The 16,655-nt window shown below is 60.9% G+C and carries 20 protein-coding genes; 9 read left to right on the top strand and 11 right to left on the bottom strand.

The genetic code is table 11. The features are described 5' to 3' along the window. Positions 1-376: 376 nt before the first annotated feature. On the bottom strand, positions 377-841 hold the full coding sequence (locus SYN63AY4M2_RS02530; protein ID WP_011434408.1) for a cupin domain-containing protein: 465 nt from the start codon (positions 839-841) through the stop codon (positions 377-379). Between the two features lie 45 nt (positions 842-886). Beyond that, a complete protein-coding gene (locus SYN63AY4M2_RS02525) occupies positions 887-1,666 on the bottom strand; it encodes a cysteine hydrolase family protein (RefSeq protein WP_041437718.1) in 780 nt (259 codons plus the stop codon). A 262-nt stretch (positions 1,667-1,928) separates the two neighbouring features. On the opposite strand from SYN63AY4M2_RS02525, the gene SYN63AY4M2_RS13715 reads away from it, so the two are divergent. The 5 genes from SYN63AY4M2_RS13715 (at position 1,929) to SYN63AY4M2_RS02505 (ending at position 5,168) form a co-directional block, all read left to right on the top strand. Beyond that, positions 1,929-2,087, top strand: coding sequence for a hypothetical protein (locus SYN63AY4M2_RS13715; RefSeq protein ID WP_011434410.1), 159 nt, complete (start codon positions 1,929-1,931; stop codon positions 2,085-2,087). Positions 2,088-2,116: 29 nt separating this feature from the next. After that, on the top strand, positions 2,117-2,608 hold the full coding sequence (locus SYN63AY4M2_RS02520) for a GNAT family N-acetyltransferase (protein WP_240530478.1): 492 nt from the start codon (positions 2,117-2,119) through the stop codon (positions 2,606-2,608). Positions 2,609-2,686: 78 nt separating this feature from the next. Then, a complete protein-coding gene (locus SYN63AY4M2_RS02515) occupies positions 2,687-2,977 on the top strand; it encodes a 4a-hydroxytetrahydrobiopterin dehydratase (RefSeq protein ID WP_099884075.1) in 291 nt (96 codons plus the stop codon). 144 nt (positions 2,978-3,121) lie between these two features. Continuing rightward, positions 3,122-4,078, top strand: coding sequence for an NAD(P)H-binding protein (locus tag SYN63AY4M2_RS02510; protein ID WP_099884073.1), 957 nt, complete (start codon positions 3,122-3,124; stop codon positions 4,076-4,078). A 103-nt stretch (positions 4,079-4,181) separates the two neighbouring features. After that, positions 4,182-5,168, top strand: coding sequence for an ABC transporter ATP-binding protein (locus tag SYN63AY4M2_RS02505; RefSeq protein ID WP_011429928.1), 987 nt, complete (start codon positions 4,182-4,184; stop codon positions 5,166-5,168). Positions 5,169-5,197: 29 nt separating this feature from the next. On the opposite strand, the gene SYN63AY4M2_RS02500 is transcribed toward SYN63AY4M2_RS02505, so the two are convergent. The 3 genes from SYN63AY4M2_RS02500 to SYN63AY4M2_RS02495 form a co-directional block, all read right to left on the bottom strand. Then, positions 5,198-6,331, bottom strand: a complete 1,134-nt coding sequence (locus SYN63AY4M2_RS02500; protein ID WP_011429929.1) for a glycosyltransferase family 1 protein — start codon at positions 6,329-6,331, stop codon at positions 5,198-5,200. Between the two features lie 101 nt (positions 6,332-6,432). Then, a complete protein-coding gene (locus SYN63AY4M2_RS14330) occupies positions 6,433-6,564 on the bottom strand; it encodes a hypothetical protein (protein WP_011429930.1) in 132 nt (43 codons plus the stop codon). A 124-nt stretch (positions 6,565-6,688) separates the two neighbouring features. Continuing rightward, positions 6,689-7,420 carry a M50 family metallopeptidase gene (locus tag SYN63AY4M2_RS02495; RefSeq protein ID WP_011429931.1) on the bottom strand — a complete coding sequence of 244 codons (732 nt, stop codon included), beginning with the start codon at positions 7,418-7,420 and terminating at the stop codon, positions 6,689-6,691. Positions 7,421-7,620: 200 nt separating this feature from the next. On the opposite strand from SYN63AY4M2_RS02495, the gene SYN63AY4M2_RS02490 reads away from it, so the two are divergent. After that, entirely contained in the window at positions 7,621-8,253 is a 633-nt protein-coding gene (locus SYN63AY4M2_RS02490) for a class I SAM-dependent methyltransferase (protein ID WP_011429933.1), read from the top strand. A 12-nt stretch (positions 8,254-8,265) separates the two neighbouring features. On the opposite strand, the gene SYN63AY4M2_RS02485 is transcribed toward SYN63AY4M2_RS02490, so the two are convergent. The 5 genes from SYN63AY4M2_RS02485 to SYN63AY4M2_RS02465 form a co-directional block, all read right to left on the bottom strand. Beyond that, positions 8,266-9,093 (bottom strand): thiazole synthase, encoded by an 828-nt coding sequence (locus tag SYN63AY4M2_RS02485; RefSeq protein ID WP_041438213.1) that lies wholly within the window; start codon positions 9,091-9,093, stop codon positions 8,266-8,268. A 45-nt stretch (positions 9,094-9,138) separates the two neighbouring features. Next, positions 9,139-9,336, bottom strand: a complete 198-nt coding sequence (thiS, locus tag SYN63AY4M2_RS02480) for a sulfur carrier protein ThiS (protein WP_011429935.1) — start codon at positions 9,334-9,336, stop codon at positions 9,139-9,141. Beyond that, positions 9,324-10,514 carry an FAD-dependent oxidoreductase gene (locus tag SYN63AY4M2_RS02475; protein WP_071813508.1) on the bottom strand — a complete coding sequence of 397 codons (1,191 nt, stop codon included), beginning with the start codon at positions 10,512-10,514 and terminating at the stop codon, positions 9,324-9,326. Before SYN63AY4M2_RS02475 ends, thiS begins: the two co-directional genes overlap by 13 nt. Before the next feature lie 151 nt (positions 10,515-10,665). Further along, the gene (locus SYN63AY4M2_RS02470; protein WP_099812241.1) at positions 10,666-12,720 is read right to left on the bottom strand and encodes a bifunctional metallophosphatase/5'-nucleotidase; all 2,055 of its coding nucleotides are present in this window, start codon (positions 12,718-12,720) and stop codon (positions 10,666-10,668) included. 107 nt (positions 12,721-12,827) lie between these two features. Continuing rightward, a complete protein-coding gene (locus tag SYN63AY4M2_RS02465) occupies positions 12,828-13,181 on the bottom strand; it encodes an MGMT family protein (RefSeq protein WP_099812240.1) in 354 nt (117 codons plus the stop codon). A gap of 61 nt (positions 13,182-13,242) precedes the next feature. Between SYN63AY4M2_RS02465 and SYN63AY4M2_RS02460 the strand changes: the two genes are divergently transcribed. The 3 genes from SYN63AY4M2_RS02460 to ndk all read left to right on the top strand — a co-directional run bounded on the left by SYN63AY4M2_RS02460 (position 13,243) and on the right by ndk (position 15,013). Then, a complete protein-coding gene (locus SYN63AY4M2_RS02460; protein ID WP_099812239.1) occupies positions 13,243-13,755 on the top strand; it encodes a hypothetical protein in 513 nt (170 codons plus the stop codon). A 49-nt stretch (positions 13,756-13,804) separates the two neighbouring features. After that, on the top strand, positions 13,805-14,476 hold the full coding sequence (locus SYN63AY4M2_RS02455; protein WP_099887175.1) for a HupE/UreJ family protein: 672 nt from the start codon (positions 13,805-13,807) through the stop codon (positions 14,474-14,476). Positions 14,477-14,563: 87 nt separating this feature from the next. Further along, complete coding sequence (gene ndk / locus SYN63AY4M2_RS02450) at positions 14,564-15,013, top strand: nucleoside-diphosphate kinase (protein WP_099887174.1); 450 nt, start codon at positions 14,564-14,566, stop codon at positions 15,011-15,013. Positions 15,014-15,275: 262 nt separating this feature from the next. Here the strand turns inward: ndk and SYN63AY4M2_RS02445 are convergent, their stop codons facing one another. Then, entirely contained in the window at positions 15,276-16,649 is a 1,374-nt protein-coding gene (locus SYN63AY4M2_RS02445) for a nitrate/sulfonate/bicarbonate ABC transporter ATP-binding protein (protein WP_099812237.1), read from the bottom strand. Positions 16,650-16,655 lie beyond the last annotated feature (6 nt).

Here is a 16,655-nt window from a genome sequence, read left to right as displayed (position 1 = left end):
ACCCCTCTTTTATGGCTTTTATGGATTTATGGAAACAGAGACCCTGGGAAAAGATTTGTCGGAGCATGCCTCTAACCCCCAAAACCCTGAACTTTGCTGAATTTACTGAGCTTTAGGCGGTTTGGCAAAAGTCATTGAGAGGGATATAGTAGACCAAGTTTCCCCCTGATCCTTGAGTCCACCGCAACGGTTGCCGGGAAGTGAAGGGGGAAAGCGCTCGGGGGGTATTCCTCAGGGCTTTGCGGGATACCGCCTTCCTGCTCAGAGATAGGCAGGATGCGATCGCTTCTTTCCTGAACCATGTTCAGGAGAGTTCAGCGTGAATGTATCAGTACCCCTGACTTCCAACCTCTACAGCTCCCAGAGCCATTGAGGCCTAAGCCTCAGCAAATGCCCTTCTCCAGCCCCCCGACAGCACCTGCAAATCCTCCTCATCCAAGTCCGCAGGAGTGCCGGAGCGGATGAGCTCGGCAAAATCTTCGTTGGGCACCATGAAGCAGAGGGCGTAGAGGCGGCCTGGGCCGGTATTGTGGATTTCATGTACACCGGTCGGCGGTACCAGAATGCTATCCCCGGTTTTGATGGGGGCCGCTTTTCCATCGCAAATGGCCAGGCCTTCCCCCTTGAGAACAAAAAACATTTCCACAGCCATTTGATGGCGATTTGGAGGGGTTTTGCCTCCCTCATCGAAGATCTCCACACAAAAGGTTAGAGAAATCTGAGCATGAGAAGGATCGAACACGATGGCCAGGCGATTGGTATCGTGGGGGCTGATGCGAAAAGCCTGATAATCGGCAGGGGTTTTAACAATTGGGATCACACAGCGGGAAAGCGTTTGCATCCGGATCCTCCGCTCAAGAGATGAGGGGTGAATAGTGGGCAAGTGCTAACAGGGGAGAGCCGCGAGCAAATCTGAGGAGGAGGCGACAAAGCCAAAGCACTGCTTGACGTTGTAGAGGGTAGCTAGCAAACAGTATTCAGGAGAGGTGGTGGCGGCGCAGTCTTCCAGCAAAATGCAGTCGTAGCCGAGGAAATTGGCATCTTGCAGCGTGGTCATGACGCACTGGTCGATGTTCACACCGGCAAAAAAGAGGGTGGTGCGCCCCAGGTTTCTGAGAATGCTATCGAGAGGGGTATCCCAAAAGCCGCTCATGCGGAACTTATCCACCCAGATATCCTCGGGCTTGACCTCCAGTTCCTCCACCACAGCAGCGCCCCAACTGCCCCGCGTGAGGACCAAAGACCCGTTCTTAGGCAAGGGATCCCCCAGCCCTACTCCCTCTCCGGTGGGGTTGTACACATGTCGCAAGCCGGCGCTGATGTTGAGCAAGTCAGGGCGATTGCCCCAGTTCACCCACACAATCGGCACTTGAGCTTGTCGCAGGCGGGGCAGCAGGGCTTTTAGAGGGCCGATGGGAGCCCGTGCAGGTGTAACATCGACGCCAATGCTGGCCAGCCAACCGTCGGGATGACAAAAGTCGTTTTGCATGTCGATCACCAACAACGCCGCCTTGGCCAGATCCAAGCGCAGGGTTTTGCTGGAGGTGGGTAGCAGGATGGGCCGGGGATCCAAGGGCGGACGGGTGAGGTCGGCCATTTCGGCATTCACGGCCCAGGCATTGGGAGGGATCCCAAGGGTCTTCAAGGGGCGATTGGGAGTGCTCATGGATTCTCCGCTCGCGTCGCGCAGCAGTGGGATCAGGTGGGGCGGATGACCCACAACTACGCTCGACCTTAATGCACAGCCAACCTCACTTTGGAATCGTAGGCTACACTTTCTCACCTTATTGACGCATGGGATCCCCCAGGGTCAGTTGATAGGGATTAAGATGGAGACCAGGAGAAGAAAAACCGAGGAGATTTCCGAAAAGCTGCCTAGGGATTCCCCTCTGCACGCTATGCTGTAGAGACCAAGGTTATGTAGAAATATGAGCATCCTGCGGCAATATATCTTTCCTGCCCTCATCCTGCTGGTGTTTCTGTTTACCCTGGTGGTGGTGAGCATTCGCTCGTTTCTGCCGGAGGATATGGCCCAGCCTGCCCCTCTAGAAGAAGCGACGCCTGTGGCCCTTTCTGCAAATGCCTGAGGATGGCTGAACAAGGGATCCCTCTGCCTGTGGGTTATCGTTGGCGCATCGGTTCAGCCTGGGATCGGCCCTGGGTGCGACGAGGATTGCAGGCCACGTTGCAGGAATCTTTTCCAGAACAAAGCAACTGGGATCACCTAGAAGAGACGCTGGATCGCCTCTTCGACCCCCCCCGCACCCCCTGCTGGTGGATCTTGAAAGAAGAAACTGCAGAGCCGGTGGGCTGTGTTTGGGCCGGCATCTCCACAGATCAAGCCACCCATCGGCGAGTGGCCTATATCTTTTTGCTCTGGGTGGATCCCGCCCATCGTCGGCAGGGCCTGGGCAGAGCTTTGATGCAACAGGTGGAACGCTGGGGATCCCAGCAGCAGCTGGCGGCCATCACCCTGCAGGTTTATCGCCATAACCAGTCTGCCCTCAATTTCTACAAGCGGGCCCATTTCTCCGTGCAAGGCTACTGGCTGTACAAACCCCTCGGCGCCGCTGGCGTGGCAGAACCAAAAGGTTATGAAGTTTTGTAAATAAGCTGGGATCCGCTCTCAGTTGCTCCTTTGATGAAAGCGTGATGAAAACGATGGCATCGACCGGAGGGAAAGCCCATGTCCAGACCTGTCAAACTCAGTGAAGCTGAGGTCCAAGCCAAGCTGGAAAATCTGCCGGGCTGGTCTTTGCAGGATGGGAAGCTGCATCGTCAATTTCAGTTTCGCTCCTTTGTCGAAGCCTTTGGCTGGATGAGCAGTGTGGCTTTGGTAGCCGAGAGCATGGGGCACCATCCAGAATGGACCAATGTCTACAACCGCGTGCGGGTGCATCTTACCACCCACGATGCCGGGGGCATTACAGAACTGGACTTTACCCTGGCGCAACGCATGAACGAGCTGGCCGGCTGAACGCTTTCTCAGTACCTAACTCTAGGGATCCCTTCAGAGCCGGCTTGGCAGAGGATCCCCATTGGTTTGTTGCTGCCTCTAAGGTTGTGTCGGGAGTTGCGCTGGTCTGATAGACTAAGCCTAAGGTTAAGAAATGATAATTTTATGAACGTGCTGGTTGTGGGGGCAACGGGAACGCTGGGCCGTCAAGTGGTACGCCGAGCCATCGAAGAGGGACACCAAGTTACCTGTCTGGTGCGAAATCCGGCAAAGGCTGCTTTCTTAAGTGAATGGGGCGCTCAACTGAAGGTGGGAAATCTGCTTCAGCCCAGCACCCTCAACTCCGCCATGGAAGGCATCGAGGCGGTGATCGACTGTGCCACGGTGCGGGTGACCGACACCCTCAGCGCCCGCCAGGTGGATTGGGATGGCAAAGTTGCTCTGATCAATGCGGCACGGGCTGCCCAAGTGGGGCATTTTATCTTTTTCTCCATCATGGGTGCTCAGCACGAGTACCCTAATGTGCCCCTGATGAATTTCAAGCACCACATCGAGAAATACTTGATCGGATCCCAGATGCCCTACACCATCTTTCGTCCGGCGGGCTTTATGCAGGGATTGATCGGCCAGTACGCCATCCCGATTTTGGAAGAGCAAATTGTTTGGGTAGCCAGCGAGAGCATCCCCACGGCCTACCTCGACACCCTAGATGCAGCTCGATTTGCCGTGCGAGCCCTCAGCGTCGAAGCCGCCAAGCAGCAGGTCTTTCCCTTGGTGGGACCCAAGGCCTGGACTTCCCAAGAGGTCATCGCTCTCTGTGAGCAGCTTTCCGGCAAAAAGGCCAAGGTTCGAACCATACCACTGGGGGTCTTGCGGGGAGCGCGCAGGGTGGCCCAGTTTTTTCAGTGGAGCTGGAACATTGCCGACCGGCTGGCGTTTGTGGAGGTAATTGCCGCCAAAGAGCCGATGTATGCCGACATGACGCCTGTGTGCGAAGCCTTGGGCATTGAACTGGCTTCCCTGACCTCCCTTGAAGACTACCTGGCTGAGTATTTCCAAAAGATGTTGAAACGGATTCGCGAGCTGAAGGTTAAACAACCCAAGGTCAAGAGGCCCTTCTAGGAAACTGCAACCAAACCAGTAGCTGGGACAGGGTAAACTGGATAGCGGCCCAGCATCCCCCAGGGTTCGCCCTGGTTCTTTTCTCAGCCCCGGCTTTCTCTCTATGAGCGAGACGGTTGCCCCCTCCCCTGAAGCGACTGACCTCCATCCCGAACCGGCCATTGCCATCTCCGGCCTGACCAAAACCTATCGCACCGGCTTTTGGCTAAACAAGGTGGTCAGCCCCCTGAAGGATTTTTCTCTAACGGTAGCCCGCGGCGAAACTTTTGGGCTGTTGGGGCCGAATGGGGCCGGCAAAACCACCACGATCAAATGCCTGCTAGGGATTGTGGAGCCCACCAGCGGCAGGGGCACGCTCCTGGGCAAGCCTCTGGGGGATCGCTCCATTAAGCAGCGGGTGGGATATCTGCCGGAGAACCCCTATTTTTACGATTACCTGACGGCATGGGAGTTTCTCTATTTTGCCGGCAAGGTCTTTCGCCTGTCCGATAGCCTCCTCAAGGAGCGGATCCCGCAACTGCTGGAGCTGGTGGGGCTTTCTATCGATACGGCCCGCAAAAAGCAACTGCGCACCTACTCCAAGGGCATGCTGCAGCGCACCGGCATGGCCCAAGCCCTGATCAACGACCCGGAGCTGGTGTTCCTAGACGAGCCGATGTCGGGGCTGGATCCCATGGGCCGCTACCAGATGCGCGAGATCATCTTGTCCCTCAAGCAACAGGGCAAAACGGTGTTCTTCAACAGCCACATCTTGGGAGATGTGGAGGTGATCTGCAACCGCGTCGGCCTCATGGTCGGCGGCAAATTGGTGCAGCAGGGGACGTTGGACGAGCTGCTGGGCCAAAGCAAAAGCTACCACGTGCAAGGGCACGGCGGCGCCATCGACCAGTTCCGCGACCGCCTCGAGCACTTCTCCATCCAGGGATCCCACTGGTCGGGGGAATGGGGCGGATCCCTGCCGGAGCTGCTAACGCTTCTAAGCCAGGCGGGGGCGGTGGTGACCGATTTGCATCTGCAGCGGCAATCTTTGGAAGAATTCTTCGTCGACCAGGTGCGGGCTATTGAAGGGGATCGGCCCGTCTCTGCCTAAGTGGACTCCACCCTAGGTGTCCTGGAACGTCATTTCCGCAGCCTGGATCCCGACTCGGCGATGACGGCGCGGTAGTACTCCTCCAACTGCTGCGTGGCTGCCGACCAACTCCAGCGCTCAGCCTCTTGGCGGGCCTGCTGCCGGAAGAGCTGCCGCTGCCCGGCGCTGTCCAACAGCTGCCGCGTGGCCCGAACAAAGTCGCTGTCGGAGTCCGGCTCGAAGAGAAAGCCGTTGCGGCCGCTGTCCACCACATCGGTAATGCCGCCGCAGCGGGGGGCGATCACCGGACAGCCGGCAGCCATGGCCTCCAACAAGACCAGCCCCAGCGTCTCGGTACGGGAGGGGAACACGAACAGATCCGCGGAAGCAAAGGCCGCTGCCAGGTCTTGCCCCTGCAAGTAGCCCGTAAACACCACATCGTAGCCGGCAAAATGTTGCTCCAGGGATCCCCGCTCCGGCCCGTCGCCCACAATGGCCAGCCGCGCTTGCGGGATCTGCTCCAGCAACACCCGGATCCGCCCCACCTCTTTTTCTGCTGAGAGCCGCCCCACGTAGAGCAACAGGGGTCGCTCCGGCTGCCCTGCCGTGAGGCGGGCCCGCATCTCTGGGCTAGCAGCCTGCGGGTGAAACAGCTCCGTATCCACCCCCCGCTGCCACAGGTGTACCCGCTCGATGCCGTGGGCGCTCAACTCCTGCATCATGGCCGTCGAGGTGCAGAGGTTGAGCCGCGCCAAATTGTGTCCCAGCTTGAGGAGGCTCCACAACACCCCCTCTAGGAAACCCAGCCCGTAGTGCTTGAGGTACTTTGGCAAATGGGTGTGGTAGGAGGCCACCAGCGGGATCCCCATCGTCTGGCTGTAGTAGAGGCCCCCCAACCCCAAAACTGCCGGGTTGACCACGTGGATCACATCCGGTCGAAAACGGTTGAGCAGCTTGCCGATGGCCGGGCCAGGGGCAGCCAGCTTCAACTCCGGGTACAAAGGCAAGGGGAAGCCCGGGATCCCGTAGACCCGTGCCCGCGCAAACCGCCTGGGGGCTCCCTGAGGCGCGACGATAAGCACCGAGTTGCCGCGAGCCGTTAGATGGCGCACTGTGTGGCAAAGCCGCGTGACGATGCCATCCACCTTGGGCAGAAACGTCTCCGTAAACAGGGCTATGCGCATTGGGATCCCAAGCCTAATGAAAAGACTCTAAAGATTCTCTGAGGATGAGTGTTGCACAAAACGGCAACGAGATAACGGCTTGGGACAGCAGCGGCACAACTTTATTCCAGCAGCTTGTCTTGCAGCGGAACAGAATGAGTTGGCTCTTGGTTCTGGCCGAGGGTATCAGCCGCCGTTTTGCTAATCAACAACAGCGTGGCCGCCAGGGCCAGTCCGATAACATCTCGCCACATAATCCGCTCCCACACTCCTCACTCCTCATGCCCCCTACTGTAGCGGCGGTTTTTGCGGCTGGGCAGTGATGGGCGACGGATTTTTAGGTGACAGGAATCACTTCCAAAATTGCGGTTTTGCCCCCTAGTCGCGAAAGGCCAGTTGCAAGCTGGTGATCAGCAAGACCAAAGAGAACACCGCCATCACCCCTCCCCAAAACCAGTAGGGCAAAAACAGGTTTTGGGCAATCTGGCTGGAATCCGAGAGGACCAGCCGCCCGTTAATCACCGCAGACTCCACAAACAGGTAGTCGAGTTGGTGGTAGGTGCTCACACAGGCTTGCACCCCCAAAAACTGCAAGGCAAAGCCCCGCAGCCAAGGAGAAGCCCAGCGAGCTACTGCCAGGATGCCCAAACCCATGGCCGGGAGGAACAACAGGCCAAAGGGAGAGCGCACCCAGAGCAGCGTCGAGAGCAACAACAGGGATCCCAAAAACACCAGCCCCAGCCGAGCTGTGCCGCGGCGGCGGGAGGTGAGGATGAACAGGGCCCCGGCTAGCGGCGGCCCCATCGGCCCGGCAGCGGCTACCAAGGCCCGCCCCACCCGCCCCAAAAATAGCTGGCCACTGTGGATGGCCAGCCCCGAGCCGTCGGGATAGATCTCGAGACGATGAAACTCTCCCCCCAACAGCAGCGCCATCAGGCCATGGCCCATCTCGTGAAACCAGGTGGCTAACAGGGTAAAGGGGTAGAGGAGGTAATTGCCCCAGGGAAACTGCCAGAGCAAGACCGTCAGCCCGGCAGCAGCCACCAGCCAAACCACGCTGTGCCGGCCAGGCCTTGCGGAAGGGGAAGGAGGCAGCTCAAACTGAGTCATACCAGCAGGTGGGTGGGGAAAAGGCCCAAGATGACCTGCTGGTCTAGACGATTGCCAGCAGAAGAAAGTTCCACCTCAGGCAAAAATAGCCAGGCCAACTCCCCTCTCCCTCCGAGAGAGAGGTTGGGGTGAGGGGCAGCAAGGAGACAGGGGAGCCGTCTCACAGGTAGGTTGAAGAAGCCCCCCAGGGATCCCTGCTTATGGCCACCTTCCTGCGCGACTGGAGCTACCGCTTTCCCTGGCTTTACCGCAGCATCAGCCGCGCGGCGGCCCTGGCGGTGGGGGGCCGCGAGCGATTGCGGCGATTGCCCCTACAAGGGATCCAGATTCATCCCCAGGAGCGGGTGTTGGATCTCTGCTGTGGCCCCGCTGAGGTAACCCCGATCTTGGCCGAGCTGAGCCAAAACGTCGTTGGGCTGGATGCTTCCCCCAAGGCCCTGGCGGCAGCCCGCCAGCGCCTCCCCCACGTCGAATTTGTGGAAGCCTTTGCCCAGGATCTGCCCTTCCCCACCGACAGCTTTGATTGGGTACACACCAGCCTGGCCCTGCACGAGCTGCCCCTCCCCGATCTGGAACAGGTGCTGCGCGAAGGGTGGCGGGTGCTCAAACCGGGGGGAGGGCTTTTAATTCTCGATTTGCACGCGCCCCGGCAGCCCCTACTTTGGCCTGGACTGGTTTTGTTTCTAGCCCTGTTTGAGACCGAGACTGCTTGGCACTTCCTCAAGCTGGACTTGCCCCAGTACCTGCAGCAGCAGGGCTGGCAAGCCGTCCGGCAGACCCTGCACGCTGGAGGAGCCCTGCAGGTCGTCCAGGCGCAAAAGCCTGTTGCTTGAGTTATAGGGCAGTTAACCCTGGTGCCAGAAGGGGGTGCCGAGAACTGGCGTGCTGGGCTGAGCTGCTTCTTGAGGCGTCATCGCGCCGGCCAAGTAGGCCCGGCGGCCTGAGCGCACCGCTTCCGCAAAGGCCTCGGCCATCGCCACCGGATCCCGGGCCAGGGCCACCGCTGTATTCAACAGCACCCCATCGAAGCCCCACTCCATCACCTGGCAGGCGTGGGAGGGCAAGCCCAGTCCAGCATCCACAATTAGCGGCGCCTCGATCCGCTCCCGCAGCAGGCGCAAGTTGTAGGGGTTGAGGGGGCCTTTGCCAGTGCCGATGGGGGCGGCCCAGGGCATGACCACCTCACAGCCGGCATCCAAGAGCCGCTGGCACAGCACCAGGTCGTCGGTGCTGTAGGGCAAGACCTTAAACCCCCGCCGAACCAGCTCGGCGGCGGCAGCGGGCAGTTGCACCGGATCCGGTTGCAAGGTGTAGTCATCGCCAATCAGCTCTAGCTTGATCCAGTCGGTGCCGAACACCTCCCGCGCCATCTCCGCCGTCGTGACTACCTCCTGCACGCTGTGGCAGCCGGCGGTGTTGGGCAGAACCGGGATCCCTAGCTTCTGCAGCAAGGCCCAGAACCCCTGGGAAGCTTCCGGCCCCAGCGCCCCCTGGCGCCGCAGGGAAACGGTCAACAAACAGGGCTGGGCCCGCGCCACCGCCTGCTCCAAAATAGCCGGCGAAGGATAGCGGGCTGTCCCCAGCAGCAGGCGGCTGGGCAGCGCTTGGCCGTAGAGCACCAAGGGATCCTCATCGGCCCGAGTTGAAGGGGAGACAGGAAGAAGAGTGGACATCGCTGAGGGGCAACAATGCGGGATTTGAGGGGAGGCAATCGGGCACTAGCCGCCGGCAACCGGCACGACGATCTCCACCCGGTCGCCTTCTTGCAAACGGGTTTGCTCGTAGCGGTCGCGTGGCACAAACTCCAAGTTAACCGCCACCGCAAAAGGGCCGCTGGCCCCCACCTGGGCTATCGCCTCGGCCAACGTGGTGCCCTCCGGCAGATCGTAAGGCTTTTGGTTGATCAAGACACGCATGGCGATAGGGATTCACCGGCAAGAGGGGCAGCCTGCACCTGAAAGGGGATCCCAAGCTGCTGCGCCAAGCGGCAACTGCCGTGGTGGAGGTACTCCAAAACGGCATCGTGAATGGCGGGGGAGATGAGGAAACCATGGCGGTAGAGGCCGTTGATCTGCAACAGCCGCGGGGAGCGCTCCACCACTGCGGGGAGATGATCTGCCAAGGTGGGGCGACATTGGCTGCCTAACTCCAGGATACGCGCTTCGGCAAAGGCAGGATGCACGGCGTAGGCGGCGCTGAGCAGCTCCAGAGCCGAGCGGACACTCACCGGCGAGCGATCTTCAGATTCGATTTCGGTAGCTCCCACCACAAACAGGTGCCCCGGCTTGGGAGCGATGTAGATCGGGTAGCGGGGGTGCAACAGCCGGGTCGGGCGCCGCAAAGATACTTCCGGGGCATACAGACGTACCACTTCGCCCCTAACTCCCCGCAGCGGTGCCTGTCCGCCCCATTCTTTTCGGGATCCCAGGCCGCGGCAGTCCAAAACCCACCCGCCGGTTTGCTCCTGCCAAGCTCGCGCCTGCTCCAGATCCCAGGGGCGGCCCCACTCCACCTCCACCCCGTGCTGGCGCAATTTGGCCAGCAAAGCAGCCAGCAGTTGGCGGTTGTCCAGTTGGCCCTCCTGGGGAAGATACAGGCCCTGCCCAAATCGCCCGGCCAGCGAGGGCTCCAGCTCGGCCAGCGCCTGGGCATCTAGTTGCTGAGGCTTGGGGAGATGGGGAAGGCGTTCCCCTACAGCAGCCAGTAGGGCCGAGAAACGCTTGGCTTCCCCGGCATCTTGGCGGTGCCAAAGGATCACAGTGCCCTCCTGCTGAAAGAAAACCGGCTCTGGCAGGCTGGCCAGAAGGGCGGGCCAGCGGGAGAGGGCATAGTACCCCTGCGCTACTACGCTGGCCTCGGCGACGGCAGACTCCGCCAGAGGAGCCAGCATAGCAGCAGCCAGATGGGCCGCGCTGCTCTCAGGGGCAGTGGGAGAAGCTGCCTCCACAATGCGCACAGAATGCCCGACCTCGACCAGGGTGGCAGCCAACAGGCGCCCCATTAGACCGGCTCCAAGGATGAGGACGGGATCCGGCTGCACTCTCCAAGAAGCGAGCGGGGGGGCGGCCAGAGAAGATGGGTTTGACAGGCTCATGGGGCGTTGGCGTGTCTAGCGCTACCCGCAGCACTATGGTGGCATATTCTATTGGGTCGAGAATGCTGAATGGCTCCTCATTAAAACCATCCCCTCTCCCCAGAGAGGAGAGGGGCGGTTGGCTTCATCCACCGGTTGAGAGTAGCCCAGCCTACAAGCCCTGCAGCACCGTATCTTGGCGCACCGACAGGTTCTGGATGCGGGTATCTTGGGCAGCCGGAGTGTCGGCTTGGGTAAACACGCCGATCTGCCGCAAGTAGCGGGCCAGGGCATCCTGCTCGCTGCCGGGGGTATCGAAGCTGTTGCCGGAGCTGGGAGCCAAGTTCACCCGGTTGGGGTTAGACAGGCGCGGAAAGGGATAGTCATCCCCGCCGTCGGCCAAAAAGCCCAACGTCACCAGGCGGAAGGTACGGCGGGGATCCCCTTGCAACTGGCCGTTGCGCACCACCACATCCCGGCCGGTGGGCGTGTCCACCCGCAAGGAGACCACGCGGGATCCCGGTGGCCGCGAGGGATCGAAGCTGAAGGCAAAGCCGCCGATCTGCGGGAAACGGCCCGGCGTGGCCCCCGGCTGGCTTTGCGCCACCCCATGTTCCATCAGTTGCTTCAGCTCCTCAGCGGTAACCGTCACCAGCGACAGGCCGTTGTTAAAGGCAAGGGAAGTTTCGATATCCAGTTGCGAAACTTGGCCCGCCTGCTTGCCGGCATCGGGGTTGGCCAGCGGAGGGATCCGCCGCACCGGCTCGCCGCCGCCACCGCCGGTGGTAGCCCCAATGGGAGCGCGAATGCCGCCGCCGTTTTTGAGGGAGATGACCGTGGTGGGGTCAACCGTTCTGGCATAGGCCAAATTGGCATCCGCCGTAAGGTTGCCCAGGTTGGTTTCCTCGGTGCGCACCTCGGCCCGCAGGCCGTTGAGGAATTGGGTGGTAGAGCCAAAGGTGCGGCCATCCTTGGTGCGGATGATGTTGCCGATCTCGTTGGCGATCCGCACCACGTCGGGGTTGGGGGTGCCGCGCACGGCTGCTACCCCTTGGTCGTCGGTGGCATAGGCGCCGCTCACCGGATCGATGCGGGCAATCACCCCGTTGGCGTCGAAACCGACCACCAAGCGGCCCACGTAGCGGTAGTTGGCGCCGGTGTTCACCACTGCCACGGGTTGGCCGCTGGCCGAGGAGCGCAGGATGGGGTAGTCACCTGTGCGCACATCTTCAGGGCGCAGGCGGTCGGTGGGCTTGGCGATCACCCGGTGGGAGCCGCCGGCGATGATGATGTCCACATCCCGCAGTTGGCTGGCTAGGGTTACCTCGTTTTGGAGCTGCTGCAGGTGGGCCAGGAGGATGATCTTGTTAATGCCCTGGCCGGTGAGCTGGTTGACGAAGTTCTGGATGAGGGCGGCATTCACCTGGTCGGTGTCGTCCACTTTGCCTTCCACCCTCACCTCAGGGCCAGGGCTAGAGATGGCGGCCAGGCGCGTAGTGGTGGCACCCACCAGGCCGATCCGCTGCCCTCCCACCGTAATCACCGCCGTCTTGACGATCTTGCCGCGGATGGAGCTGGCCTCTTGGCCATCGGCAGCAAAGTCAGAGCTGGTCAATTCGCCAGTGCCGCTGAAGCTGAGGTTGGCGCTCAAGTAGGGAAAGCGGGCGCCCGCGTAGCCGCGGCTGGTGTCGGGTCGGATCAAGTCGCGAATTTGGCGTGTGCCTTGGTCAAATTCATGGTTGCCAAAGGCAGCCGCCTCGAAGCCGATGGCGTTGATGATTTCAATGTCGGCTTTGCCAGGAGTGCGGTCATACCGGCCCCGCAGCGAGGGATCCGTGCTGGCGTTGTAGAAGGGGCTGGGGATGTAGTTGTCGCCGCTGGAGAGCACCACCGTGTTGGGAAATGCGGGCCGCAGCGCGTTGACCACGGCGGAGAAGCGGGGGGCATCCTGAACGGCGGCAATGGAAGCTTCCAAGTCGCTGGCGTGCAAAATCTGCAGCGTAAAAGCGGGCGGCTGAGTGGAGAGGGTGACGTTGGGATCCGAGGCGATAAACCCTGCCCCGCCGCCGGACGGGGGAACTGAGCTGCTGCTGGTACCGCAGGCGCTGGCCAGGCTCAGCACCAGGCAGCACAGCCCAACCCACAGGGACTTGGCCAGAGGGTTCAGCCAAGCCGGAAGCCATCTCTTGGCAGGGGCAGACCCTCGAGCGCGACAAGCTGGTTTCATGACAATTCCTTCACTCCATCCACAAGACAAGACGCATCCGCGTTTACGTTACCAGGGCTGGGAGGGGGATTTCGCTATGGCCTGTTTAAGATTGGGTCAAGCCCAGGTTAAGTTTGCCGCGGATCCCAGCCAAATTGCTGCAAGTCCACCCGGCCCTCGGCGTCGAAGGGGATCCCTTCGGCTTGGAGTAGAACTTTTTGCAGCTCGTCGTAGCCGAGGCGAAAAGGGGAGTAGGAGATGCGCCCTTGGGCGTTGATCACCCGGTGCCAAGGGATGTCGGTGTTTTGGCCTTGCAGGCGAAACAAAGCATAGCCCACCTGGCGAGCATAGCCGGGGTAACCGGCAACCCGCGCCACCTGCCCATAGGTAGCTACACGCCCCGGCGGGATCCGCCGCACCACTTCGTAAAAGCGCTGGTAGAGGCTAGTAGATGGAGCGCTAGTGGAGCCAGACTGGGTCACAGGGATCCTCGCTCAAACTTGGCAGACAATAAGATGTGGAACGGATTGGATCCCCGGGTCCATGAGCTATTTAATCGCGGTACTGCCGGATCGCATAGCCGCTGAGGCGGCCTACAGCGCCCTGGAACAAGCCGGCTTTTCCCTGGAGCGATTGCATCTGCTGGGGCGGGGCTACAAAACCGCCGACGAGTTTGGGCTGATCGATCCGGCCCGAGCCGCCCGCCGTCAGATGCGGCGCCTGGCCATTTGGTTGGTGCCCTTTGGCTTTTTGGCCGGGGTGGGGTTCAGCGTCCTCAGCGGCCTGGATACCTTTGCCTGGGCGGGACCTATAGGCAACCACCTGATCGGCGGCCTGTTGGGTGCGCTGGGCGGGGCCATGGGCAGCTTTTTTGTCGGGGGCGGGGTGGGCCTGACCAGTGGCTCCGGCGATGCCTTGGCCTACCGCAACCGCCTCGATGCGGGTAAGTACGTACTCATTGTGGAGGAAGAGAATGAAACCCGCCTCCGCGAGGCCACGCGGATTTTGCGCCAGTTTGAGCCGGAGAACCTGCAGGGGTACAGAGAGCGCCCCTAGACTGGGAGATCTGGGCAGCTATTGAGAGAACTCAGGGAGGTCCAAAAGCATGTCTTGGCTGTGGCAGCAAGTCCCATCGCCGCTTAGGCGGTGGCGGAAGGAAGGGATCCCCAGCTTTGCCGCTGCTGGGGGTGCACTGGCAGTTACGGGGTTTTTTTCGCCAGCTTTTGCCCACCACGCCCTGGGGGGGAGACTGCCGGCAACAGCCTGGGAGGGATTTCTCTCCGGGCTGGCTCACCCTGTCATTGGCTTGGATCACCTGGCCTTCGTCGTGGCCATCGGTCTTGTGGCGGCGGGGCAGCCCTGGCGCTACGGGATCCCGCTGGGCTTTGTGCTAGCGGGTTTGGTGGGCACTGGGATCCACCTGGCCGGCTGGGATCCCCTGGGACTGACGGAGCTGGCCATTGCCTCTTCCGTGGTTCTCTTCGGCTTGCTGCTGGTGCAACCGCGGCAGATCCCAAGTTGGCTCTTGCTAATAGGGGGATCCCTGGCGGGGCTATTCCATGGCTATGCCTACGCCGAAACCATTATCGGCGCCCAACCCATGCCTTGGGTGGGATATCTACTGGGGTTGAGCACCGTCCAGTATGGGGTAGCTCTCCTGGCCCTTTGGGCAGCAGAACGCTGGGGGTTGCGGATCCCTGGCTTAACTCGCTGGGCCGGCTGGGCGATTACAGTGGTGGGGGCTGCCTTCCTGACCTTGGCAGTGGTGGGCGCGTAAAAAGCGCTAATTTTGCTCCCTTGCGCTCGGGATCCCCGATCCGGTACAAGGATAACGGTGAAGATCTGTAAAACGAGGGGAGATCCCATGGAGCGCACCTTTATCGCCATCAAGCCGGACGGCGTGCAGCGGGGTCTAGTGGGCACCATTATCCAGCGCCTGGAAAGCCGAGGCTACCAGTTGGTGGGCCTGAAACTGGTGCAGGTGAGCCAAGAGCTGGCGGAAGCCCACTATGCCGAGCACAGGGAGCGCCCCTTCTTCCCCGGATTGGTGAAGTTCATCACCTCGGGGCCGGTGGTGGCCATGGTCTGGCAGGGCAAAGGGGTGATTGCCGCCGCCCGCAAGCTCATCGGCAAGACCAACCCTTTGGACGCCGAGCCGGGCACCATCCGCGGCGATTTCGGCATCGACATAGGCCGCAACCTCGTCCACGGCTCCGATGGCCCTGAGACCGCCCAACGGGAGATCGCCCTTTGGTTTCAGGAATCTGAGCTGGTAAATTGGACGCCCGCCACCCAAAGCTGGATTTATGAGTAGGGCGGCAGCAAAATGGTTCGTCGCGTCGATCCCTAGCTCTCTTCTCCCTTCGAACAGAAGCTAGAGATGAAAACTGTGCAGCGCTCCGGGGCTCCCCTCTCCCACAGGGGGAGGAGCTGGGGGTGAAGGTAGCGGCGCGGGGTGCTTGGGTGGTGTCTTATGTATTTTGTTTGAAACGGCTATAAATCTTTGGGCTTTCTGAGACAGGCATCGTACCTCTGCCCTACAACACAGCTCTGGAAAAGGCAGAGCCAAGCCGGCCCTAGCCAGAACGGGAATCGAGGCCGACGGGCTCAGAAGCGGCGGAGCTTTCGCTGGGATCCGGGAGATACAGCCGCTCTTCCGAAGCATCGTACTCAAAGAGCTCCGCGTAGCGGCCCCAGTCAACGGCTGTAGCAAACTGCCGTTCAGCTTCCTCGTGGGGAAAATGTTCGTCCCAGAGATCCAAGAAGAAGTCCGCCCGCATGGAGCGGCTGTTTTTTTCTTCCAGAGTCTGCAGGATGCTCTTGAAGACCGGCACCCGTGCCAAAAGCTGCTGTCGGAAGAGATCCTTGCTGCGCAAGATGGTGGTGTTGGCAAAGTCCTGGCCGATCTCGGTCAGTTGTACCACCCTGCCGGTTACCTCGGCAAAGCCCAACAGCACCGCCGCATCCAAAATCGGCAGCAGATCGTCCACTGCCAGTTGCAGCCGCTCGGCCAGCTCGGCAATCTCCACCCGTCCCTGGGGCCATTCCACAATCAGCTCCAGCAAACCGCTGATGCCGCCCACCCGCGCATGAGGCAGGGGCAGCGCGTAGGGAGAGGGTGCCCTGCTGCCCACCCGGCTGGGGACAGCCACCTCGCCGGTGACCGGGATCTCCGGATTGGTCATGATCTCGTAGATGTAGTCCACCAAGGACTTGAAGCGGGGATCCGTACGTTCGTGGGGCCGCGGCAGGTCGATTTTCACCTCTCCCCGGATCCGCCCCGGGTTGGATCCCAGGATCACCACCCGATCCGCCAAAAACACGGCCTCTTCGATGTTGTGGGTAACGATGAGAATGCTCTGGGAAGGGAAAGCCTGGGTGTTCCACAGCTCGTCGATCTCCCCCCGCAGGTTCTCCGCCGTCAGCACGTCCAGGGCGCTGAAGGGCTCATCCATAAACAGCACCTTGGGTTCCAAGACAAAGGCGCGGGCAAAGCCCACCCGCTGCTTCATGCCCCCCGAGAGTTCCTTGGGGTAGGCGTTCTCAAACCCATCCAGGCCCACCAGGTCGATGGCCTTGAGGGCCCTTTGCCGCCGGATCTGGCGCGGGATCCCTTGAGCCTGCAGCCCCAGCTCCACATTTTCTTGCACCGTCAGCCAGGGCAAGAGAGCAAAACTCTGAAACACCATGGCCACATCCGGGTTGGGGCCCCGCAGGGGTCGGCCATTGCTCAACACCCGCCCTTCGCTAGGCGGGATCAGGCCCGCCATGATGCGCAGCAGGGTGCTTTTGCCGCTGCCGCTGCGGCCCAACAAAGCCAAAACTTCCCCCGCCCGCACTTGCAAATCGATCTGGCTTAAAACTGTAAACTCGCCCTTGCCCTCCGGCAAAGGAAAGCGCTTGTAGACCTTCTCAACCTCGATCAGAACCGGAGAAGCCGCAGAGCTCATATCAGA

Source organism: Synechococcus sp. 63AY4M2 (assembly GCF_002760475.1).
Taxonomy (GTDB): Bacteria; Cyanobacteriota; Cyanobacteriia; order Thermostichales; family Thermostichaceae; genus Thermostichus.
Note: the sequence above shows the minus strand (reverse complement) of the source record. Positions and strands in the feature narration are given on the sequence as shown.